Below are 23,760 nucleotides of genomic sequence, written 5' to 3'. Positions count from 1 at the left end.
TACTACAATCGTGGAAGAGTAGGTCGCCGCCTTTTTTGTACTGACGATAATGTCAGTATTTGTAAAACCCTTACTATTATAGTAAGGGTTTTTTTTATGCCGTTTTGTAAGGGAAAACTAAATATTATTTAAATCAAATTAGGAGCTCTTAGTTTTTAAAATGCTCAACTTTATTTCTAAGTCATAAATATCTAGTATGTTTGTTTTTTAATGAGTTTAATGGAAAATAACGAATTAGATTTAGCTTGGGATTTTGTTGAAAATACTAACAGGAATATGTTTTTAACAGGTAAGGCAGGTACAGGCAAAACTACTTTTTTGCACAAATTAAAAATGCAGTCTCAAAAACGAATGGTTGTAGTTGCCCCTACTGGTGTTGCTGCTATAAATGCAAAAGGCATGACTATTCATTCATTTTTTCAATTACCTTTTGGACCAATTTTGCCAGATAAAGAGCTTAAATCTTCTTCTAATTTCAATAGAAAATTCAGTAAAACCAAAATAGATATTATTAAATCTTTAGATCTTTTGGTTATAGATGAAATTAGCATGGTTAGAGCAGATATGTTAGATGGAATAGATAAGACCTTAAGGCGTTATAAGAATAAAAACCTGGTTTTTGGTGGGGTGCAATTATTAATGATTGGAGATTTACAACAGTTGTCTCCAGTAGTTAAAGAGAATGAATGGCAATTATTGAAGGTATTTTATAAAAATGTATTTTTTTTTAGTAGCCAAGCTTATCAACAATCCAATATAGTAACTATAGAGCTAAAACATATTTATCGTCAAGAAAATCCGAAATTCATAAATATATTAAACAAAATCCGGAACAATAATTTAAGCATCAGTTCAGCAAAAGAACTTAACAAACGTTACATTAAAGATTTTGAGCCAAGTAGTGAAGAAGGTTATATCTCATTAACAACACATAACAATAAAGCGCGAGAAGCAAATAGGCATGAACTAGAAAAATTAGAAGGAAAGGAGCATGTGTATAAGGCAATTGTGGAAGGTAATTTTCCTGAACATTTATTTCCAAATAAAGAGGAGCTAAAATTGAAATTTGGTGCTCAGGTTATGTTTATTAAAAATGACAGTTCACTTGAAAAGCGTTATTTCAATGGTAAAATTGGTAAAGTAATTTCATTGGAAAAAGATGAAGTAGTTGTGAATTGCCCAGAAGACGACTTTAATATTGTAACAAAATTAGAAACATGGGAAAATATAAAATATACAGTAGATTCTGAAACGAAAGCAATTACTGAAGATAAAATAGGTAGTTATTCTCAAATCCCTTTGCGTTTGGCTTGGTCAATTACGATACATAAAAGTCAAGGGTTAACTTTTGAAAAAGCCATTATTGATTCTCAAGGAGCTTTTGCACATGGACAAACTTATGTGGCGCTCAGCCGTTGTAAATCTCTTGAAGGCTTGGTTTTAAAAAGTAAAATTAAACCAAATCAAATTATAACTGATTCACATGTTCTAGACTTCAATAAAAATGCCGAAGCTAACCAACCCAATGAAGATATTTTGCAACAATCTAAAAGAGAATTTCAACTGGATTTAATTTCAGAAGTTTTCGATTTTTATAAGTTTTTATATCCGGTTGGACGAATTTTAGATATTTATTATAAAAACCGAGGAAGTGTTGAAGGCTCAGTAGAAGAGCCATTAAATACAATCAAGGAAAGTACTACAAGCCTACTTAAAGTTAGTAATGGTTTTAAATCTCAATTACAAACATTGGTTGGTAATATAGAAATCCCAGAAGTAAATAATGCTCTTCAAGAACGGTTTACAAAAGCTATTACTTATTTTAAGGAACAGACAAAATCGACCATAGAATCATCATTAAAAGATTTTAGTTTTTCGACGGACAACAAAGCAATTCATAAAGATATAGAGAAACAATTAGATGCTTTAGAAGAATTATTGGAGATTAAACTTTTATACTTTGAAGGATTAAAAGAAGGCTTTGAAACGGAAAGTTTCTTAAAGTTAAGGGCAAAATCTGTTTTCTTAGGAAAGGAAAAGCCCAAAAAACAGCGAAAAACTGTAATTGACGGAACAACAAATGTTGAGCTCTTTGAATTGCTTAGAGAACTACGAAATCAAATTGCAAACCGAGAAGATTTGGTTCATTTTCAAATTTTCACTCAAAAATCATTATATGCGATGTGCGAAACTTTGCCGACAACAATGGAGGAATTAAAGCAGATTCATGGTATGGGTAAAACACGAATTGAAAAATATGGATCCAAAATTTTAAATATTATCCACTCGTATTGTAATGAAAATGATATTGAAATTTCTCAAAGACCTTTTGTGTTTGAAACAACAAAACCAAAAAAGAAAAAAGGCGATACTAAAAAGATTTCTTTAGGTTTGTTTAAGAAGGGAAAATCTATTGAGGAGATTGCTAATGAGCGAGAACTCAATTCTACAACAGTTATTGGTCATTTAGCAAATTTTATTTCTTCAGGAGAAGTGAAAATTATCGATTTAATTTCAGAAGAACATTATCTAGAATTAAAAGAACTAATCCCCAAGACCAAATTCGAAAATCTATCAGATCTTAAGCATCAGCTAAACGATAAATATTCATACGGAGAAATTCGTTTAGTTTTAGAGAGTTTAAATAAATAAAAAAGCTTCAAAATTTAGTTTTGAAGCTTTTCATTTTAATATCTATTGATGATTTATCCTTTTATAACTCCTCTGGAAATTACAATTTTTTGAATCTCTGAGGTGCCTTCATAAATCTGAGTGATTTTTGCATCACGCATTAAACGTTCTACATGGTATTCTTTTACAAAACCATTTCCACCATGAATTTGAACTGCTTCAACCGTATGTGTCATTGCAACTTGTGAGGCATAAAGTTTAGCCATAGCACTAGACATATCGTAATTGTTGCCTTGATCTTTATCCCAAGCAGCCTTCATTACTAAATGACGTGCAGCTTCAATTTCGGTTGCCATATCTGCTAACTTAAAAGCGATTGCCTGATGATTACAAATTTCTGTGCCAAAAGCTTTTCGTTCTTTAGAATATTTAAGAGCCAATTCATAAGCTCCAGAAGCAATTCCTAATGCTTGAGATGCAATACCAATTCTACCACCAGAGAGGGTTTTCATAGCAAATTTAAAACCAAAACCATCTTCTCCAATTCTATTTTCTTTAGGCACTTTTACATCGTTAAATTGGAGCGTATGTGTATCACTTCCTCTAATTCCAAGTTTATCTTCTTTTGGACCAATATCAAACCCTTCTATACCTTTTTCAACAATAAAAGCATTGATACCTTTGTGACCTTTTTCTTTATCTGTTTGTGCAATTACTAAATAGACATCACTTCTTCCTCCATTAGTAATCCAGTTTTTTGTTCCGTTTAATAAGTAATGATCACCTTTGTCAATGGCTGTTGTTTTTTGTGAAGTAGCATCGCTACCAGCTTCAGGTTCACTTAAACAGAACGCACCAATGAACTCACCAGTAGCAAGTTTAGTTAAGTATTTTTGCTTTTGCTCTTCGTTACCATAGGCTTCCAATCCATAACATACCAATGAATTATTTACCGAAACGATTACTGAGGCAGATGCATCAACTTTGGATAATTCTTCCATAATAAGCACGTAAGAAATGGCATCCATACCACTTCCTCCATATTTTGGGTCTACCATAATGCCTAAAAAGCCAAGTTCTCCCATTTTTCTTACTAATTCATCTGGAAATTTTTGTATTTCATCACGTTCTATAACTCCTGGAAGTAATTCGGTTTGAGCAAAATCTCTTGCTGCATCACGAACCATTAAATGTTCTTCGGTAAGGCTAAAATCCATTATTGTGTAGTATTGCTTAATTGATAAAAAATGTACGCAAAGATAAAGTTTTATTACATTTTTTTCAATTTGAATACATATTTTTACATTATATGATAAAATCGAAATACAAGGTTCTTGGTGTCATGTCCGGAACATCACTTGATGGATTAGATTTGGCTTATGTTGAGTTTGATTATGAAAATTCGTTGAGTTTTAAAATCGTCATGGCTGAAACTATTGCTTATTCAAAAGCATGGAAAAACATACTTAAAAATTTGGTTTCTAATTCATTAGAAGAATTGCAAGAAATTGACCAAAAATACACAGCATATTTAGCTTCGGCTATAAACGATTTTATTAAGAAACATCATATTCTAGATTTGGATGCAGTATGCTCTCATGGTCATACAGCATTACATCAACCTGAAAAAGGATTAACATATCAAATTGGAAACCAGAAAGAATTGAGTAAGTTAATTGGAAAGACTGTTGTTTGTGATTTTCGAGTACAGGATGTTAAACTTGGAGGTCAAGGCGCTCCTTTGGTTCCCATTGGAGATGAATTATTATTTTTAGACTATGATTATTGTCTAAACCTTGGGGGTTTTGCAAACATTTCAGTAAAAATTGATAAAAAAAGATTAGCTTTTGATATTAGTCCTGTAAACATTGTTTTAAATTATTATGTTTCTAGGCTTGGTGTTGATTATGACGACAATGGGAATGTAGCCGCTTCAGGACAGATAAATAAAACATTACTAGCAGAACTAAACGAACTAGAATTTTATAGGTTGAAACCACCAAAGTCATTGGGTTTAGAGTGGGTTAGAGAAAAGATAATTTCAATAATTGACAAGCATAAACTAAGTATTGAAGACATTTTAAGAACCTTTGTAGAGCATTCTGCTTATCAAATTGCAATCGAAATAAACAAATCTAAAAATGCTTCGGTGCTAATAACTGGAGGAGGCGTTTACAATTTATTTTTAATTAATAGATTAAAAGAGTTAACAAAAAATAAAATAGTAATTCCTTCTAAAAACCTTATAGAATATAAAGAAGCTTTAATTTTTGGATTGCTAGGTGTGCTTAAATTGCGAGGAGAAAACAACTGTTTAAGTAGTGTTACTGGCGCCAAATATGATCATAGCTCGGGTAATATTTTTATTCCATAAATTTCTCTTAAATTAATACATAAGAATTTTAGTTTTTTATATTTGTTATTAGCAACAATTAAAAGCACTTTCAAGATGAATCAACTTTAGCTGTACTTAGAAATAAGTAGAAAAAATAAAATTAGAGAAACAAAAAAAGTTAAAGAATCATCAATAATATTAAATGAAAGAATTATTAAGTAAATACGAGAATAAATCACCTGAGATAGTATTTAATTGGAAAGATTCTGAAACTGAAGCCGAAGGATGGACAGTTATAAATTCTTTACGAGGAGGAGCAGCTGGAGGAGGAACAAGAATGCGTAAAGGCTTGGATATGAATGAAGTTTTATCCTTGGCCAAAACGATGGAAGTGAAGTTTACTGTCTCTGGACCAGCTATTGGAGGAGCTAAATCAGGAATTAATTTCGATCCGAGGGATCCAAGAAAAAAAGGTGTTTTAGAGAGGTGGTATGCGGCAGTATCTCCATTACTTAAAAGTTATTATGGAACAGGAGGCGATTTAAATGTTGATGAAATTCACGAAGTGATTCCAATTACAGAAGAATCTGGTGTTTGGCATCCTCAAGAAGGTGTTTTTAATGGCCATTTTAAACCTACAGAAGCAGATAAAATAAATCGTATTGGGCAATTACGCCATGGAGTAATAAAGGTTATTGAAAACCCAGAGTATTCTCCTGATGTCTTTAGAAAATTTACAATAGCCGATATGATTACTGGATTTGGTGTTGCAATAGCAGTAAAACACTATTATGATATTTATGGAGGAACAATAGTTGGTAAGCGAGTAGTAGTCCAAGGTTTTGGAAATGTAGGAGCAGCAGCAGCTTTTTATTTAGCGCAGATGAGAGCGAAAGTTGTAGGGATTATTGATATTGCTGGAGGTTTAATAAACGAAAACGGATTTACTTTTGAAGAAATCACTAACTTGTTTCTCGAAAAAACGAGTAATACACTCGAAAGTGATAATTTAATTCCGTTTGAAGAGATTAACGAAAAAATCTGGTCGCTAGAAACTGAAGTTTTTGCACCTTGTGCAGCGTCAAGATTAATAACAAAAGAGCAAATTGACACAATGATAAAAAGTGGTTTAGAAGTTATTTCTTGCGGAGCAAATGTACCATTTGCGGATAAGGAAATTTTCTTTGGACCTATTATGGAATTTACCGATAGTAAAGTGAGTCTTATTCCAGATTTTATTTCTAATTGTGGAATGGCTCGTGTTTTTGCATATTTTATGGAGCGACGTGTGGAGATGACTGATGATGCTATTTTTGGTGACACGTCCAATATTATAAAAAATGCAATTCAAAATATATATGATCACAATCATCATAAAACTGAATTGAGTAAAACCGCTTTCACTTTAGCATTAAGTGAACTTGTATAATTAAAAACCAACAGCAACATGGAAGCAGCAATCATTATTGTATTTGTAGTAGGCTATTTAGCCATAACATTAGAACATAATATAAAAATAGATAAACTCATTCCTGCTTTGGTCATGATGGCTATAAGTTGGGCTCTTATTTCTTTAGGGATTGATGCTTTTCCGCAGTGGTTTGATTCTGCAAATCATGGTTTAGTAGACGGTTTTGCAGCTTTAGATCATGAAAACAAAATGCACTTAATGGAGGAAACCTTATTGCATCATTTAGGAAAAACTGCCGAAATATTAGTATTTCTTTTAGGTGCAATGACTATTGTTGAAATTATCGATTACTTTGATGGTTTCTCTACAATCAAGGGCTTTATTAAAACAAAAAAGAAAACAAAAATTCTATGGATTTTTGCATTTTTGGCATTTATTCTATCTGCAATTATAGATAACCTTACAGCTACTATAGTGCTAATCTCAATTTTACAAAAAATTGTAAAAGACAGAAGTGTTCGTCTTTGGTTTGCGGGTTTAATTATTATAGCCGCTAATGCAGGAGGTGCTTGGTCGCCAATTGGAGACGTAACCACAACAATGCTTTGGATTGGAGATAAAGTAAGTACAGGTCATTTAATAGGTTATTTATTATTGCCATCGTTTGTGTGTATGGCAGTTCCAACTTTAATTGCTTCTTTCTTGCCTGCTTTTAAAGGTAATTTAGAAATTGAAGAAAGTGATAATGATAAGCCAAAAAGTAAATTTAGTTCTACCATGTTATTTTTAGGACTTTCTGCTATTGTTTCTGTACCAATTTTTAAAGTTATTACACATTTGCCTCCTTATGTAGGTATGATGTTAGCATTAGGTGTGGTGGCTGTATTTGCTGAAGTATATAGTAACTCTAAGTTTAGTTTAACCGAAGTTAATAGTGCTGAAAGTGATGCACACGCACATCATAGCCCTGTGCACCATTCTTTATCAAAAATTGAGTTACCGAGTATATTATTTTTCTTAGGAATATTAATGGCTGTAGCTGCTTTGGAGTCTTTAGGAATCTTGTTTGGTTTTGCCAACACCTTAAAAGAAACGACACCAATGCTAGGAACAGAATTAGACCCTCAAGGAGTTTCAGATTTAGTAGTGTTACTATTAGGAATAGGTTCAGCAGTCATTGACAATGTACCACTAGTAGCTGCAAGTTTAGGAATGTTCTCTGAACCAATGGATGATGTATTATGGCATTTCATTGCATATTCTGCTGGAACAGGAGGTAGTATGTTAATAATTGGTTCTGCTGCTGGAGTTGTAGCTATGGGAATGGAGAAAATAGACTTCTTCTGGTATTTAAAGAAGATAGCTTGGTTAGCATTACTAGGTTTCTTAGCTGGTGCTTTAGTTTTCTTTTTCACAAGAACACTGTTTTAAAATACTTTATTTAAAAATCAATCGTTATTATTCAAAATCTAACAATATAATATATGTTATACACAGCAATGCTCAAAACTGTTCAGGAAGGAGCTGAACTAATTACTGATGAAGAATCTGTAGAAAAAACACTTTCTATTATTGAGCTTATTAAAAGTGGTGGAACCGCAGGACAAATTATAATTCTTTTATTGTTTGTGCTACTTCTAGTTGCAAGTTATATTTATTTTGAACGTTTGTTTGCAATTAAATCGGCTTCAAAAGTAGATACAAACTTTATGAACCAAATAAAAGACCATGTGTCTAATGGTAAAATAGAATCTGCTCAAGTACTCTGTGCTCAAATTAACTCTCCAGTATCAAGATTAATTAGCAAAGGAATTACAAGAATTGGAAAACCGCTTGAGGATATTAATACTGCTATAGAAAACGCTGGACGTCTGGAAGTTTACGGACTCGAAAAAAATGTAAGTGTTTTGGCTACTATTTCTGGAGCTGCACCAATGATTGGATTTCTTGGTACAGTTGTTGGAATGATATTAGCAATATTTGAACTTGCCAATGCAGGAGGAACTATACAGATGGATGTTTTAGCTAGTGGTTTATATACAGCAATGACAACGACAGTAGCTGGTTTAATTGTGGGTATTGTAAGTTATATATGTTACAACCATTTAGTAGCAAGAACAAATAAAGTTATTCACCAAATGGAAGCTAACTCGGTTGAATTTTTAGACCTACTAAACGAACCAATTTAGAATATGGATATTAGAGGAAGAAATAAAGTAACACCAGAATTCAATATGTCGTCAATGACAGATATTGTTTTCTTGTTATTGATATTTTTTATGTTAGCGTCTACTTTAGTAACCACTAGTGCTATTGATATTTTATTACCAAAAGCAAGTGGGAAAACACAGAATAAAAAATCTGTATCCGTTAGTATAAAGAAAGACTTAACCTATTACATAGACCAAAAGCGTGTTGGTGAAAGTGTGCTAGAAAGTCAATTAGTTAGTGCCTTATCAAGCGAAGAATCGCCAACAATTGTTTTAAGAGCCGAAAAATCTGTTCCTGTAGACAATGTTGTAAAAGTTATGGATATAGCCAATAGAAATAAGTTTAAAGTGATACTGGCTGTAAAACCAAATAATTAATAGATTGGATAATGAAGTATTTTAAAACCAAACATGAAAAAGATTCAGCAAGAATTACAGCGTTATTAGCAGTGATTCTTATTTTGCTGATATTTATTGTTGGTCCAAAATACTTAGACCCACCAGAGGAATATGGCGTAGCTGTTAACTTTGGGACTACCGATTTTGGTAGTGGTCGCGTTCAACCTAAAGAGCCAATACGACAAGCGCCAAAAGAAGTTGTAACTCCTCCAAAAAAAGTTGAAGAAGCAAAACCAACTCCTTCAAAACCTCAGGAAACTAAGGCTGAGAACGTTATTACTGAGGATAATGCAGAGAGTATTGCCATAAAAAAACAAAAAGAAGAAGCTCTAAAAAAAGCAAAGGAAGAAGCTAAAGCTAAGGCTGAAGCTGAACGTATTGAACGTGAAAAGAAAGCAGAAGCAGATAGATTGGAGAAAGAACGAAAAGAACAAAAAGCAAAGCGTGATGCTGTTGATGGTCTTCTAGGTGGTATAAAAAACAGCGATGGTACAGATTCTGGTAGTGAAGGTGACGATAATAAAGCAGGAGATAAAGGGCAATTAAATGGAGACCCTTATGCACCAAGTTATTTTGGAGAACCAGGAGCTGGGGGCGGCGGATCAGGTTACGGACTACGTGGTAGAGGGAGACCTTCAAAGTCGAAAGTCCTTCCTGAGTGTAATGAAGAAGGTAAAGTGGTTGTTGAAATTCATGTAAATAGACAAGGAAATGTAGTTAATGCTATTCCTGGTAAAAGAGGAACTACAGGAGTAAGTTGTCTATACGATGCAGCCAAAAAAACAGCTTTGACTTATAAGTGGCCTGCCGATTCTAAAGCGCCAACAAAACAAGTAGGTTTTGTAGTAATTAACTTTAGCGTTACTCAATAACTTATGAATTATTTCGATACTGTAAATTGGATGTTTAGCCAATTGCCAATGTATCAAAACAAAGGTAAAATCGCTTTTAAAAAAGACCTTACAAATACACTGGCTTTAGCGAAACACTTAAATTATCCCGAAAAAAAGTTTAAATCCATTCACGTAGCTGGAACCAATGGTAAAGGTTCTACTAGCCACATGCTTGCTTCGGTGTTGCAAGAAGCTGGTTTTAAAGTAGGATTATATACATCACCACATTTAAAAGATTTTAGAGAACGTATAAAAGTAAATGGTAAGGTTGTTAGCAAGCAATTTGTCATCCAATTTATTAAAAGAAATAAATCATTTTTAGAAAACCATAAATTGTCTTTTTTTGAAATGACCGTTGGAATGGCTTTCGATTATTTTGCAAAACAGAATGTTGATGTAGCCATAATAGAAGTGGGATTGGGAGGACGATTAGACTCTACCAATATTATTACGCCTCAAGTATCAGTAATTACGAATATTGGACTCGATCACACACAATTTTTAGGCGACACCTTAGAACTAATAGCACATGAAAAAGCTGGAATAATTAAACCAAATATTCCTGTTGTTATAGGCGAAACGCAAAAGGAAACCACGTCTATTTTTAGAAGAATAGCCAAAGAAAATAATGCTCCTATTTATTTTGCAGACCAAACCATTAAAAAAGCATACGAATCTGATTTAAAAGGAAGCTATCAAGTAAAAAATATTAAAACTGTAGCACAAACCTTAACCGCTTTGCAATCGCTTGGTTATAATACCTCTGAAAAGCAAACTGCAAAAGGACTCAAAAATGTTGTAAAAAACACAGGATTATTAGGTCGTTGGCAAACATTGCAATATGGACCTAAAATTATTTGTGACACGGCTCATAATAGGGAAGGACTTACGTATGTAATGCAACAACTAGCAAAAGAAGAATTTAACAAACTACACCTGGTAATAGGTATGGTAAATGATAAAAATGTAGATAGTATTATTGATCTGTTTCCAAAAAATGCTGCTTATTATTTCTGCAAACCAAATATCCCAAGAGGGCTTGATGCAACTATTTTAGAGAAGTATTTTACTAAAAAAAGCTATAAGGGAAGTGCTTATAATACGGTAAATGAAGCGCTTGAGTTTGCTAAAAAACAAGCAAAAAGTGATGACTTAATTTATGTTGGAGGAAGCACATTTGTAGTAGCTGAAATTATTTAGAAAATTATTTAAAAATGTTTGTTAGATTAAAAAACTGACTTATATTTGCAGTCCAATTTAGAGGGCGCATAGCTCAGTTGGTTCAGAGCACTTGGTTTACACCCAAGGGGTCGGGGGTTCGAATCCCTCTGCGCCCACAAAAATTAAAAAATCCACACTAATGTGTGGATTTTTTTGTTTTAAATTCAATATATAAATCATTGCTTTTTAATTTAATCTTTCAGATTGTCGAATTCTTTATCTGTTAGGATTGATGATAATTCGTATACTAAAGTTTCATCATCAAAATATTTTATGCATTTTATCATTCCTAAATTTGAGGTATAATAGGTAATTTGATGAAATTTAAAAGTTACATTTTGGTCATGAAATGTATTTACATAGTTTTCCATAAATTTCACGCAATTGTATGATTTGCCATTTACTTGAATAGTTTCATAACCAATAAACTTTCTTTTCTTGATTAATGTAGTATTTCCATACTCGCTTGTTATTTTTATTTGGTATTTATACTCTTCATCATCATCCCACTTGATAACATTATTTTCAACTATTTCACCAATATGTTCTTTTTTAAATGAAAACAGGAGTTTTTCATAATTTATGAATTCCACTACAATAGTTCCATTTTTTATATACTTCTCAACGAAAGAATTGAATTTAAAAAAATCTTCATTAAAACCTTCTGTAGTTAATAGGTCTTTCTCTTTATCATAAATTACTTTCCAAAAAAATTGGTCAGTAGAATCATTTAGATTAACATATTTAAAAATTTTAGGGATGACATTATTATTCTTTGAGAAATAAAACTCCTTAATGTCAGTTTGAGCATGTGAGTTAAAGAAACAAAAGATTGTTAAAATTTTGAGTAGTTGTTTCATATCTAATAGGTGAATAATAAATGTAAGCTAACGGTTTTTTCTTATAACACCAAATTATATTATTTCCAAAACACGCTCTAAAGCCATGCCTCTTGAGCCTTTAATGAGTATGGTGGCTTTGTCAAGTTGTGAAAAATTAAAGTTAGTTTTAAAATCTTGAAATGACTTAAATACTGATACTTTAGGAGAAACAATCTTGGTTTTATTAAAGTTTTCTCCAACTAAAATTAAGTGATTAAAAGGCATAGTTGATGCCAAATCTGCGATATATTGATGTTCTTTTTGAGCCTCTTTACCAAGCTCAAACATATCTCCCAGAATAGCTATTTTTAATGTGTCTTTTTGTATTTCAAAATTTTCCAACGCAGCAACCATACTAGATGGGTTTGCATTGTAAGCGTCAAGTATTATTTTATTGGTGCCTTTTTGTATGATTTGTGAGCGATTGTTTTCTGGGATATAGCTTTCAATAGCGTTTTTAATTTCTTGAGTTGAAACTTTAAAATACTTACCAATTGTTATTGCTGCAGAGATATTATTAAAGTTATAAGCCCCAATTAATTGGCTTTCAATAATGGTGTCGTCATATTTAGCAATTACAAAAGGATTAGCTTCTATAAACTCAATATTACAATTAGATGTATTATTACCAAAACTATATGAGTTTTGATAGTTATTTAATTGCTTTACTTGCGTTGAATCATTGGCATTGATAAAAATAAGTTTGTCATGTGCTTTCAAGAAATCGTATAATTCACTTTTGCCTTTAATAACACCTTCAATACTTCCAAAACCTTCTAAATGTGCTTTTCCAAAATTGGTAATGTATCCATAATCTGGTTGAGCGATTGCGCATAAAAATTCAATTTCTTTTTGGTGATTTGCTCCCATTTCAACAATACCTATTTGGGTAGCATTATCCATTGAAAGCAATGTTAAAGGTACTCCAATGTGATTGTTTAAATTACCAACGGTAGCTGTAGTTTTATACTTTTTTGACAAAACAGAATTAATAAGTTCTTTAGTAGTGGTTTTGCCATTGCTTCCTGTGAGGGCTATTATTTTTAATCCTAAAAAGTTACGATGGTAATTTGCTAACTTTTGAAGCGTGTTGAGTACATCTTCTACAAGAACATAACTATCATTTAAAGCAACTGCCTTATCATCTACGACCACATATTTTGCGCCTTTTGCCAAAGCATCTTCTGCAAATAGATTTCCGTTAAAGTTGTCGCCTTTTAAAGCAAAAAACAAACAGTCTTTAGTGATTTTTCTGGTGTCTGTACATACCGTTGGGTGCTTTAAAAAAAGTTTATGTAGTGCTTCGATGTTCATAGATTAAATGTAATAAAAAAAGTCCCAACGAAACCGTTAGGACTTTAATTTTATAACTTAAAAAGTTTAATTTTTCTTTTTGTTCTTTTGTTTAGATTTCGATCCAATTCTAGACATTGCACATCTAAATCCAATATAGTCTGTTGCCATATCTTGTGGGAAGTAGCGTCTTTGTGCAGGATCTAACCAATAAGCTCTATCTCTCCATGATCCACCTTTGTAAACACGAACTTCGTCACTAATTAAAGATGTTCTTGCATTGGTTTTATCGTATTCTCTAATTAAGTTTCCAGCCGAATCTACTTCTACATTATGCCTTGGAGCATTATACATTTTCTTTGTAGTTGAAGCATCTTCACCTTCTTCACTTTCATTAAAGCTTTCGAAGTAACGAGACGAACGCTTGTCACCATCTCTAAAGTTACGGTTGTCACTAGTATCAAAGTTGTTTCTTAAGTATGTTTCGTTTTCGTCAACAGGAACTTGTGCTATTTCACCAGGTAAGTTTCTAGCAATTACTTTACCATTACTTAAAGTGTCATAAACAATATCGTTAGTCGTTACTATTTTAACTGTACCGTCTTCGTTAATGGCATTTTTAGTATACACATTACCACGATAGTAGTTAAAGTCGTTAAATTCGTCATCTACAATAGGTCTGTAAACATCTGCAACCCATTCGGCAACATTTCCTGCCATATCATATAAACCATGATCGTTAGGTTCGTAGGATCTTACTTGAGCAGTAATATCAGCACCATCATCAGACCATCCTGAAATTCCACCATAGTCACCTTTTCCTTGCTTAAAGTTAGCTAATTGGTCACCACGTACTTTACGACTTCCTGAACGCGTATATTGTCCATCCCATGGATATTTTTTACGCCCTCTATATACATTATAGCTTCTTAATTCAGTAAGCCCTAAAGCAGCATATTCCCACTCAACTTCTGTTGGTAGTCTGTATTTTGGAGATAAAATTCCTGTACCTCTGTTAGCATAGACATTACTTTCATTACCATCAGCATCAGTTTTAATATTGTTGTTATCTGTTCTTACAATTTCCTCATTACCTCCATAAACTTCCTTTGGAGCATTTATATAGGTGTCTGTACTAAAATTAGCATCTGCAGTGGCAGTATTTTTAGCGTCACGAGCTAAATACCCTTGTCTTTCAAGGTACATTTCGTTAACTCTATCTGTTCTCCAATTTGCATATTCTACAGCTTGAATCCAGCTCACACCAACCACAGGATATTCGGCATATCCAGGATGACGTAAATATTCGTTAGTCATCATTTCGTTGTATCCTAAACGGTTTCTCCAAACCAATGTGTCTGGAAGCGCACCATTATAGATAGCTTTAAAATTTGGGTCTTCTGGCGGATAAACTCTTTTAATCCAATCTAAGTACTCCATGTACATCATATTGGTAACTTCGGTCTCATCCATATAGAACGATTGTACGTGTTGCTGATTTGGAGTATTATTCCAATCGTGCATCACATCGTCTTGAACTTTACCCATGGTAAAAGTTCCTCCTTCAATAAATGCTAAACCAGGAGCAGTTGCCTGCTCTTTAAAGTTTGTGTTGTATTGAAATCCTCCATCATTTGAGTTAATTGCCCATCCAGTTCCTCTAGAAGTGTTCTTAGAATTAGATGATTTTTTACAACTAAACATTGATAGTGATAATGCTAGAACTAGCATTATTCTTAGTGTTGCGGCGTTTTTCATATCCATACTTTTTAAGTAAGTCAGTTTAATATTTGGTGTTGCAATATAGTAATTAAAGATAATAACACAAGGTTTTTTTGAAAAAAATGTGCATTTCATCCTATTTTTTATACAGAATATCGGATTTTTAATCCTCTTTCTGCCTAATTTTGTTACTCTAAAACGCAGTTTATCATTATTTATTATCGTAACTTTGAACAAAATTAATATTGCTATACTATACCCAAATAACCAGCGTTAATTCTTTTATGAAGAAATTTCTTTTTTCTATTATTTTATTAACCACATCATTAAGCTATTCTCAACAAAAACAATTTACTATTGATTGGAATGGCACTAGAACACTGTCTACCTCTTCTTCAAAAGTAGAAGTGCCGTCATTTAATAATTCTAATTTTAGTTTCGACCATGTAAGTGGATTAAAATATATAAGCCAATGGGAGTCTAATGGTTTGGTTAATGAAAATTCCTTAAAAATTTCTAATATATCTTACTTAACAATATCTAAAAATGAATTAAAAGATATTAGGTTAGAAACTATTCCAAAAAAAATACAATTATTAATAAAAAACACAAATAGTAGAGGTAAACGATCTGTTTATTTTGAAATGTCTCCAATTATTAATGATAATGGTATTTATAAAAAAGTTAGAAGCTTTACTATAACATATAATTTTAATCAAGCTAATAGAAGTGGGGCGTCAAGTAGAGTTATTGTTAATTCGGTTTTAAACCAGGGAGATTGGTATAAGTTTTATATTGAACAAACGGGAGTATTTAAATTGTCTAGAAGCTTTTTAAGTAGTTTGGGTATTAGTATGAATAATATTGATCCAAGATCTATTAGAGTATTTGGACAAGGAGGTAATATGTTGCCAATGCGAAATTCGGTGTATTATCCTTTAGATTTAACAGAGAACCCTATAGAAGTTATTGGTGGTGAAGACGGTAAATTTAATAATAACGATTATATATTATTTTATGGTGAAGGACCAAAGGGTTATAATAGTGAAAGCAATACCAACATTAATGCATATACCGATAAGGCATATTACTTTATAAATGTAAATTCAGGTGGCAATGCAAAACAAGTACAAGATTATATTGAGCCTGTAGGAGTTGCAAATACTACTATTAATACATTTCACGATTATCAGTTTCATGAGTTAGATGAGTACAACCTTGCTAAATTAGGAAGACGTTGGTTTGGAGATAGGTTCGATTTTGACCCAGATAAAGTATTTGATTTTGAAGTGAAAAATATAGTGACTTCTGAGCCTGTAGCTTTAAAGGTTTATGCAGCAGCAGTTGGAGTTGTGCAAACAAGTATGCGAGTTAGGGTAAATGGTACAGATGTAGATAATTTTACTTTTCCTGCAATAAACAGTCCTATTCTTGCAACACAAGATTTTTTTAATGGCAACATTAATGTTACGTCTGGAAATATATCGGTAAATCTCACCTATAATAATAATGGTAATCCAACTTCTGAGGGCTATTTGGATTATATTTCAATTGAAGCCACTAGAAGTTTAGAAGGAGTAGGAGAACAATTTCTATTTAAAAACAATAATGTCCCGCTATTATCTGGAATTGGTCAGTACGATTTATCTAATGCTTCAAATATTACCGAAGTTTGGGATGTTACCGACAAGTATAATATTACATCCATACAAAATAGTGATGCTTCAAATACATTAAGTTTTAAAGCACAATTAGGAGAAGAAAGAAAATATATTGCAATAGATGATTCGGATTTTCACACGCCAAAAAGTGAATCAAAATCTCGAGTAGTTAATCAAAATATAAAGGGAACTGTATTTGAAAATGCTCAAGGGCAGTTTCAAGACGTGGATTATATTATTATTGCTAGAGAAGACATGCTTGGTCAAGCTGAACGGTTAGCACAAATAAACAGAGACAAAAATAAATTGAACGTTAAGGTTTACACATTGCAAAATATATATAATGAGTTTAGTTCTGGTAACCAAGATATATCAGGAATCAGGAATTTTGTAAAATACGTCTATGATAATGCTAGTACACCAACTAATAGATTAAAATATCTATGCTTGTTTGGAGATGCATCCTTTGATTATAAAGATAGAGTCTCAAATAACACCAACGTTGTTCCTTCTTGGCATTCGTTAAATAGTTTTAGTTTATCCAGCTCGTTTGTGTCTGATGATTTTTTTGGTATGATGGATCTAAATGAAGGAACTATGCATTCTTCAGATAAATTAGATATAGCAGTAGGTAGAGTTTTAGCCGACACACCTCAAAGAGCTAGAGAACTTGTCGATAAAATAGAATCCTATTATCAAGAAGAGGCTTATGGTAATTGGCGTAATAATGTCATGGTGGTTTCTGATGATGTAGACGAGTCATGGGAAGGGATTTTGCAACAAACAACGGATGATATCGCAAATGATATTACACAAAACAAGCCATTTATTAATGCGATAAAGGTACATACGGATGCATTTGTGCAGCAATCAACAGCAGGAGGAGAAAGGTATCCATCAGTAAATAAGGCTATTTTCGATAATATAGAAGTAGGTGCATTAGTAGTTAATTATTTTGGGCATGGAGGTGAAGATGGATTGGCAAGCGAACGAATCTTCGATAAAATAAACGCCCAAGAACTTAAAAATATATGCAAACTAAATTGTTTTGTAACAGTAACCTGTGAGTATACAAAATTTGATAACCCTTTACGTGTCACAGCAGGAGAGTACTTATATTGGAACAAAAAAGGAGGAGCAATTGGGCTAATAACTACGACACGACAAATTTTTGTAAGTGTTGGTGTGTCTTTTAATGTTGTTTTGGGTGAATATATGTTTGCGTTTGGGACTAACGACTATCCTTCAATGGCAGAAGCATTGCGCTTAACTAAAAACGATCCTCGTATTTCTGGAGTTAGCCAAAGGCGATTAGTGTTTTTTATTGGCGATCCAGCCATGAAACTAGCATTGCCAAAACCAAGTGTTAGACTTACCGAAATAAATGATGTGCCAATAACTAGTAATATTGATGTGTTACAAGCATTAGGTCGAGCAAAGATTAAAGGAGAAGTTGTTGATGAATCAGGAATTGTGTTAACCAATTATAATGGTGTGGTTACTACTACAATTTTTGATAAGGAAATTGATAGACAAACCTTATCAAACGATGGTACCACCAACGGTGGTCAAAGAGTGGTTATGGACTATAAAACACTTGGGGAAACCATATTTAGAGGTCAGGCAACCATCGTCAATGGTGTTTTTGAGTTTGATTTTGTAGTACCTAGAGATATTGGTGTTCCAGTTGGGAATGGTAAAATAAGCTTCTATGCTAAAAATGACAACCCATTACAAGATCAAGCAGGCGCTAATTTTGATATACAAATTGGAGGAATTAATAACAATGCACCAGAAGATAATGAAGGTCCTATTATTAATCTATTTATGAACGATGAAAGCTTTGTGTATGGAGGAATTACCAATGAATCTCCAACTTTGTTAGCAAAACTGCAAGATGAAAACGGCATTAATACAGCAAGCGGAATTGGTCACGATATTATTGCCATTTTAGATGGTGATGAAACTAATCCGTATAAGTTAAATGATTACTATACCACCGAAGTTGACGATTACCAAAATGGGACAGTAACCTATCCATTTAGAGATTTAGAGCCAGGGTTACACACATTAACCCTCAAGGCATGGGATGTTTACAACAATTCATCGACTGCTGAGATACAATTTGTGGTTTACGACGAAAATGAGTCACTAGTTATCGATAATGTGTTGAATTATCCAAATCCTTTTGTTAATTACACAGAATTTTGGTTCAACCACAATAGTTCGGAGGTTTTAGACGTTTCAGTACAAGTATTCACAGTTTCTGGAAAACTCGTTAGGACTTTAAACGGTCAAACCAACGGAGGATTAAAGTCTACAAGTTCCGTATCTAAAGATATTGTTTGGGATGGAAGAGACGACTTTGGTGAAAAAATTGGAAAAGGAGTTTATGTATATAAATTAACTGTACGTTCAAATCAATTAAATAAACAGGTGGAAAAGTTTGAAAAACTTGTGATACTATAATAATAATTATATTTGCCAACATATTATGGCTGTAAAAACAGCAACTTAAATCAACATTTACTTATGAAAAACTACATTTTAGCCCTAATCACACTAGGTTTTTTCGTTCAAGTTAATGCACAAACATTAACCGAAATTATTCCCTATTCAAATGATAGTAGGGTCATTACAACAGGAGTCCCATTTTTACTTATTGCAGCAGATGCAAGAGCAGCAGGTATGGGAGATATGGGAGTTGCAACTTCCGTAGATGTCTATTCGCAACAATGGAATCCATCAAAATACGCTTTTTCAACTGCTAAATCTGGTATAGGTATTAGTTATACACCTTATTTGAGTAAGCTAGTTAACGATATTTCTATTGGACAGGTAACTTATTTTAATAGACTTAATGAGCGTAGTGCTTTTGCAGGAAGTTTTAAATATTTCAGTTTAGGTGAAATTGAACTGGTTGACGGACCTAATGATACACCAAGAATTGCAAAGCCAAACGAAATGACTATGGATTTATCTTATACATTGCGTCTAGCAGATCAATTTGCTATGGGAGTAGCATTACGTTATTTACGTTCAGATTTAAAAATTATTGGAGTAGATCAAAATCCAGCACCAGCTAGTACCATTGGTGTTGATATTTCTGGATTCTATCAAGGCGAAGAACAAGCTTACAGTGATTTTAATGGTCGTTGGAGAGGTGGATTTGCTATTCAAAATTTAGGACCAAAAATAAAATATGACGATGCAGGTCGTGAAAACTTTATTCCTACTAATTTAAGATTAGGTGGAGGATTCGATTTTATATTCGACCAATACAATAAATTGGCTGTAACAGCTGAGTTTACAAAACTTTTAGTGCCGACACCTCCAGTTTTAGGTAGAGAAGTTCAGTTTGAAGATGAAAATGGAAATGGAACTTACGAGGAAGGGACAGATACATTAATTAGTGAAAAAGACAACGTTATTATTTCAGGTAAATCTACAGACGTTAGCTTTATTTCGGGTGTGTTTCAATCATTTGGAGATGCCCCAGGAGGATTTAGTGAAGAGCTTAAAGAATTTACTTGGGCTTTAGGAGCCGAATACCAATATCAAGATTCTTTTGCTTTAAGAGCAGGTTTCTTTAATGAAGCTGAAGAAAAAGGAGCAAGAAAATTCTTTGCACTTGGTGCAGGTTTTAAGTATACAACTATTAATGTTGACATGTCTTATCTGTTTTCAGCATCTAAAGTACAAAGCCCATTAGAAAACACATTACGTTTTTCTTTAACCTTCAATTTTGGAGATGGCGAGTATAACGAATACTAGAAAAGAACAACATATTTAAGATTTTTAAAAAACTATTGTATTTTACAATAGTTTTTTTGTCTAAAAAAGGTGGTAATGAAGGAAATAAAAATAGAATCGACACTTTACGTTTATAATACAGTAAAAGATTTACCAAGTGATGTACAAGATTTAATGAATAATGCACATCAAGCGCGAGACAAAGCCTATGCGCCATATTCAAAATTTAATGTTGGAGCTGCTTTGTTACTTGATAATGGTGAGGTGGTTATAGGTAGTAATCAAGAAAATGCCTCGTATCCTTCAGGGCTTTGTGCCGAAAGAACAGCTATTTATTATAAGGGAGCCAAGTATCCAGAAGCTAAAATTTTGAAAATGGCAATTACAGCAAGCTCACAAATTAATAAAACTACAGAGCCAATTCCGCCTTGTGGAGCATGCAGGCAAGCTATTGTGGAGTATGAAATAAATCAAAAATCTCCAATAGAAATCTATTTTATGGGGGAAACAGGTAAAGTTGTAAAGTCAAATTCTCTTAAAAACTTATTGCCATTAGTGTTCGATAAATCTGTTCTATAACGTTTTCGTTTAAAATTAACTCTTAACAGTTTTTAGGTTAATAACTAAAGTATTACTTTTGTTATTCGCTTAATTAAAACCAAAATTAGTCGATGCAAAAAATCACTAAAGAAACGTATATAAAATGGTATGAAGACATGCTGTTTTGGAGAAAGTTCGAAGATAAATTAGCCGCAGTATATATTCAACAAAAAGTTCGTGGATTCCTTCATTTATATAATGGACAAGAAGCCGTATTAGCAGGTGCTTTGCATGCTATGGACTTGTCTAAAGACAAAATGATAACTGCTTATAGAAATCACGTACAGCCAATTGGAATGGGAGTTGACCCAAAACGAGTGATGGCGGAACTCTATGGAAAAGCCACAGGAACATCTCAAGGACTTGGTGGTTCTATGCATATTTTCTCTAAAGAAAAAGGATTTTATGGAGGACATGGTATTGTTGGAGGACAAATTCCTTTAGGTGCTGGAATGGCCTTTGGTGATAAATATCATGATAGAGGTGCTGTTACTTTATGCTATATGGGAGATGGAGCAGTGCGTCAAGGGTCATTACACGAAACATTTAATATGGCAATGAACTGGAAGTTACCAGTAGTTTTTGTTTGTGAAAACAACGGTTACGCTATGGGAACATCAGTAGAAAGAACAGCAAACCACACAGATATTTGGAAACTTGGTCTAGGGTACGAAATGCCTTGTGGACCTGTAGATGGGATGAATCCTGTAAAAGTTGCCGAAGCAATGCATGAAGCTATAGATAGAGCACGTCGTGGTGACGGTCCAACGTTCTTAGAAATGAAAACATATCGTTATCGAGGGCACTCTATGAGTGATGCGCAGCATTACAGAACAAAAGACGAAGTTGAAGAATACAAAAAAATAGACCCTATTACACAAGTAAAGGATATTATTTTAGAGAATAAATATGCAACAGAAGCTGACTTAAAAGTTATTGATAAGCGTGTTAAAGAACTAGTTAGCGAATGCGAGAAATTTGCCGATGAATCACCTTATCCAGAAAAGAGTTTGATGTACGATGCAGTTTACGAGCAAGAAGATTATCCATTTTTACAACATAAATTATAAGTCATGGCAGAAATTATTACAATGCCTCGTTTAAGCGATACCATGGAGGAAGGTACTGTAGCTTCTTGGCTTAAAAAAGTTGGTGATACAGTAAGTGAAGGCGATATTTTAGCTGAAATTGAAACGGACAAGGCTACAATGGAGTTTGAGTCTTTTCATGAAGGAACGTTGTTACATATTGGAGTTAAAGAAGGAGAAACTACCAAAGTTGATGAGCTTTTAGCTATTATTGGAGAAAAAGGAGAAGATATTTTAGGATTGTTAAATAATTCCAATTCTGATGCAAAAGAAGAAGAGCAAACAGAAGAGAATCAATCTTCAAATGAAGAAATACTAACTGAATCTGTAGATATACCGGAAGGTGTGACTGTCGTGACTATGCCACGATTAAGTGATACTATGGAGGAAGGAACTGTGGCGACTTGGTTAAAAAACGTTGGCGATACAGTTGAAGAAGGAGATATTCTTGCTGAAATAGAAACAGATAAAGCGACTATGGAATTTGAGTCCTTTCAATCAGGAACTTTGTTACACGTAGGATTAAATGAAGGTGAGTCAGCTAAAGTAGATGCATTATTGGCAATAATTGGCCCAAAAGGAACAGATGTTTCTAGTATTGCTAAAAACTTTAAAGCTATTGGAGATTCAACTCCAAAGCAAGAAGAAATGAAAGAAGAGACGCCAAAAACTAAAGTTGAAGACAAGAAAGAGGCTCCAAAACAAGAGGTTAAGGATTCAGTTTCAACTTCAAGTTCAGGTAGAATATTCGTATCTCCTCTAGCAAAAAAATTAGCAGAAGAAAAAGGCATTAATTTATCCCAAGTTCAAGGTTCAGGAGAAAATGGACGCATTGTAAAACGTGATATTGAAAACTTTACTCCAGCTGCATCTACTGCTTCAGTTGGTAAATTTGTACCTTCTGGACAAGAAGATTTTGATGAAGTTCCAAACTCGAATATGCGTAAGGCTATTGCTAAAAACTTAGCAAAATCTAAATTTACAGCACCACATTACTACTTGAATGTAGAATTTGATATGGATAATGCTATTGCGTTTAGAACTCAGTATAACACATTACCAGATACAAAAATATCATTTAACGACATGGTCGTAAAGGCATGTGCGTTAGCATTAAAACAACATCCTCAGGTTAACTCTCAGTGGTTTGATGATAGAATGAGAATGAATAATCATGTACATATTGGTGTAGCTGTTGCTGTTCCTGATGGATTGGTTGTTCCTGTAGTTCGTTTTGCTAACGAGCAATCATTACCACAAATTAATGCTGCAGTAAAAGATTACGCAGGTAGAGCAAGGAATAAAAAGTTAACACTCGAAGAAATGGAAGGTAGTACCTTTACAATTTCTAATCTTGGAATGTTTGGTATTGATAGTTTTACGTCAATTATTAATCAACCTAATTCAGCAATATTGTCTGTTGGAGCTATTGTGCAAAAGCCAGTGGTTAAAGAAGGTCAGATTGTGGTTGGTAATACCATGAAGTTATCTATGGCATGTGACCACAGAACTGTTGATGGTGCCACAGGAGCTATGTTCTTACAAACATTAAAAGGATATATTGAGAATCCAGTGACGATGTTGGTTTAAAAATAATTTTGTCGCCTTGAGCACAGTCTAGAGGTCTTATTATATAAAGAAACCTGCTTCATTTATTTGAAG

At 33.2% G+C, this 23,760-nt stretch carries 17 protein-coding genes and 1 tRNA gene; 14 read left to right on the top strand and 4 right to left on the bottom strand.

The features are described 5' to 3' along the window. Positions 1 to 219 precede the first annotated feature (219 nt). On the top strand, positions 220 to 2,652 hold the full coding sequence (locus HB672_RS14310; RefSeq protein WP_167770188.1) for a helix-turn-helix domain-containing protein: 2,433 nt from the start codon (positions 220 to 222) through the stop codon (positions 2,650 to 2,652). Positions 2,653 to 2,705: 53 nt separating this feature from the next. Here the strand turns inward: HB672_RS14310 and HB672_RS14305 are convergent, their stop codons facing one another. After that, complete coding sequence (locus tag HB672_RS14305) at positions 2,706 to 3,848, bottom strand: acyl-CoA dehydrogenase (RefSeq protein ID WP_167770187.1); 1,143 nt, start codon at positions 3,846 to 3,848, stop codon at positions 2,706 to 2,708. Between the two features lie 92 nt (positions 3,849 to 3,940). Between HB672_RS14305 and HB672_RS14300 the strand changes: the two genes are divergently transcribed. From HB672_RS14300 to HB672_RS14265, 8 genes are all read left to right on the top strand, one after another. Then, positions 3,941 to 5,005, top strand: a complete 1,065-nt coding sequence (locus HB672_RS14300; RefSeq protein WP_167770186.1) for an anhydro-N-acetylmuramic acid kinase — start codon at positions 3,941 to 3,943, stop codon at positions 5,003 to 5,005. 163 nt (positions 5,006 to 5,168) lie between these two features. Continuing rightward, entirely contained in the window at positions 5,169 to 6,395 is a 1,227-nt protein-coding gene (locus tag HB672_RS14295) for a Glu/Leu/Phe/Val dehydrogenase (RefSeq protein WP_167770185.1), read from the top strand. A gap of 18 nt (positions 6,396 to 6,413) precedes the next feature. Further along, positions 6,414 to 7,808 (top strand): sodium:proton antiporter NhaD, encoded by a 1,395-nt coding sequence (gene nhaD / locus HB672_RS14290; RefSeq protein ID WP_167770184.1) that lies wholly within the window; start codon positions 6,414 to 6,416, stop codon positions 7,806 to 7,808. A 53-nt stretch (positions 7,809 to 7,861) separates the two neighbouring features. Next, positions 7,862 to 8,566: a MotA/TolQ/ExbB proton channel family protein gene (locus HB672_RS14285; RefSeq protein ID WP_244306625.1), complete on the top strand. Its 705-nt coding sequence runs from the start codon at positions 7,862 to 7,864 to the stop codon at positions 8,564 to 8,566. Between the two features lie 3 nt (positions 8,567 to 8,569). After that, on the top strand, positions 8,570 to 8,965 hold the full coding sequence (locus tag HB672_RS14280; protein WP_167770183.1) for a biopolymer transporter ExbD: 396 nt from the start codon (positions 8,570 to 8,572) through the stop codon (positions 8,963 to 8,965). Between the two features lie 11 nt (positions 8,966 to 8,976). After that, positions 8,977 to 9,858 (top strand): energy transducer TonB, encoded by an 882-nt coding sequence (locus HB672_RS14275; RefSeq protein WP_167770182.1) that lies wholly within the window; start codon positions 8,977 to 8,979, stop codon positions 9,856 to 9,858. Positions 9,859 to 9,861: 3 nt separating this feature from the next. Then, complete coding sequence (locus HB672_RS14270) at positions 9,862 to 11,079, top strand: folylpolyglutamate synthase/dihydrofolate synthase family protein (protein WP_167770181.1); 1,218 nt, start codon at positions 9,862 to 9,864, stop codon at positions 11,077 to 11,079. Between the two features lie 62 nt (positions 11,080 to 11,141). After that, a tRNA-Val gene (locus tag HB672_RS14265) sits at positions 11,142 to 11,216 on the top strand. Positions 11,217 to 11,291: 75 nt separating this feature from the next. Here HB672_RS14265 and HB672_RS14260 read toward each other — a convergent pair. The 3 genes from HB672_RS14260 to gldJ all read right to left on the bottom strand — a co-directional run bounded on the left by HB672_RS14260 (position 11,292) and on the right by gldJ (position 15,038). After that, positions 11,292 to 11,960, bottom strand: coding sequence for a hypothetical protein (locus HB672_RS14260; protein WP_167770180.1), 669 nt, complete (start codon positions 11,958 to 11,960; stop codon positions 11,292 to 11,294). A gap of 54 nt (positions 11,961 to 12,014) precedes the next feature. Next, complete coding sequence (gene murF / locus HB672_RS14255; protein WP_167770179.1) at positions 12,015 to 13,295, bottom strand: UDP-N-acetylmuramoyl-tripeptide--D-alanyl-D-alanine ligase; 1,281 nt, start codon at positions 13,293 to 13,295, stop codon at positions 12,015 to 12,017. Between the two features lie 66 nt (positions 13,296 to 13,361). Beyond that, positions 13,362 to 15,038, bottom strand: coding sequence for a gliding motility lipoprotein GldJ (gldJ, locus tag HB672_RS14250; protein ID WP_167770216.1), 1,677 nt, complete (start codon positions 15,036 to 15,038; stop codon positions 13,362 to 13,364). A gap of 242 nt (positions 15,039 to 15,280) precedes the next feature. Here gldJ and porU point away from each other — a divergent pair, with 242 nt between their 5' ends. From porU to HB672_RS14225, 5 genes are all read left to right on the top strand, one after another. After that, on the top strand, positions 15,281 to 19,126 hold the full coding sequence (gene porU, locus HB672_RS14245; protein WP_167770178.1) for a type IX secretion system sortase PorU: 3,846 nt from the start codon (positions 15,281 to 15,283) through the stop codon (positions 19,124 to 19,126). Between the two features lie 63 nt (positions 19,127 to 19,189). After that, positions 19,190 to 20,431 (top strand): type IX secretion system outer membrane channel protein PorV, encoded by a 1,242-nt coding sequence (gene porV, locus HB672_RS14240; RefSeq protein ID WP_167770177.1) that lies wholly within the window; start codon positions 19,190 to 19,192, stop codon positions 20,429 to 20,431. A 75-nt stretch (positions 20,432 to 20,506) separates the two neighbouring features. Beyond that, entirely contained in the window at positions 20,507 to 20,989 is a 483-nt protein-coding gene (gene cdd / locus HB672_RS14235) for a cytidine deaminase (protein ID WP_167770176.1), read from the top strand. Between the two features lie 92 nt (positions 20,990 to 21,081). Beyond that, positions 21,082 to 22,080: a pyruvate dehydrogenase (acetyl-transferring) E1 component subunit alpha gene (pdhA, locus tag HB672_RS14230; protein WP_167770175.1), complete on the top strand. Its 999-nt coding sequence runs from the start codon at positions 21,082 to 21,084 to the stop codon at positions 22,078 to 22,080. 3 nt (positions 22,081 to 22,083) lie between these two features. After that, positions 22,084 to 23,688 carry a pyruvate dehydrogenase complex dihydrolipoamide acetyltransferase gene (locus tag HB672_RS14225; protein ID WP_167770174.1) on the top strand — a complete coding sequence of 535 codons (1,605 nt, stop codon included), beginning with the start codon at positions 22,084 to 22,086 and terminating at the stop codon, positions 23,686 to 23,688. Positions 23,689 to 23,760 lie beyond the last annotated feature (72 nt).

The sequence above is a fragment of the Gaetbulibacter sp. S0825 genome (genome assembly GCF_011777505.1).
In the GTDB taxonomy this organism is placed as follows: domain Bacteria; phylum Bacteroidota; class Bacteroidia; order Flavobacteriales; family Flavobacteriaceae; genus Pontimicrobium.
Note: the sequence above shows the minus strand (reverse complement) of the source record. Positions and strands in the feature narration are given on the sequence as shown.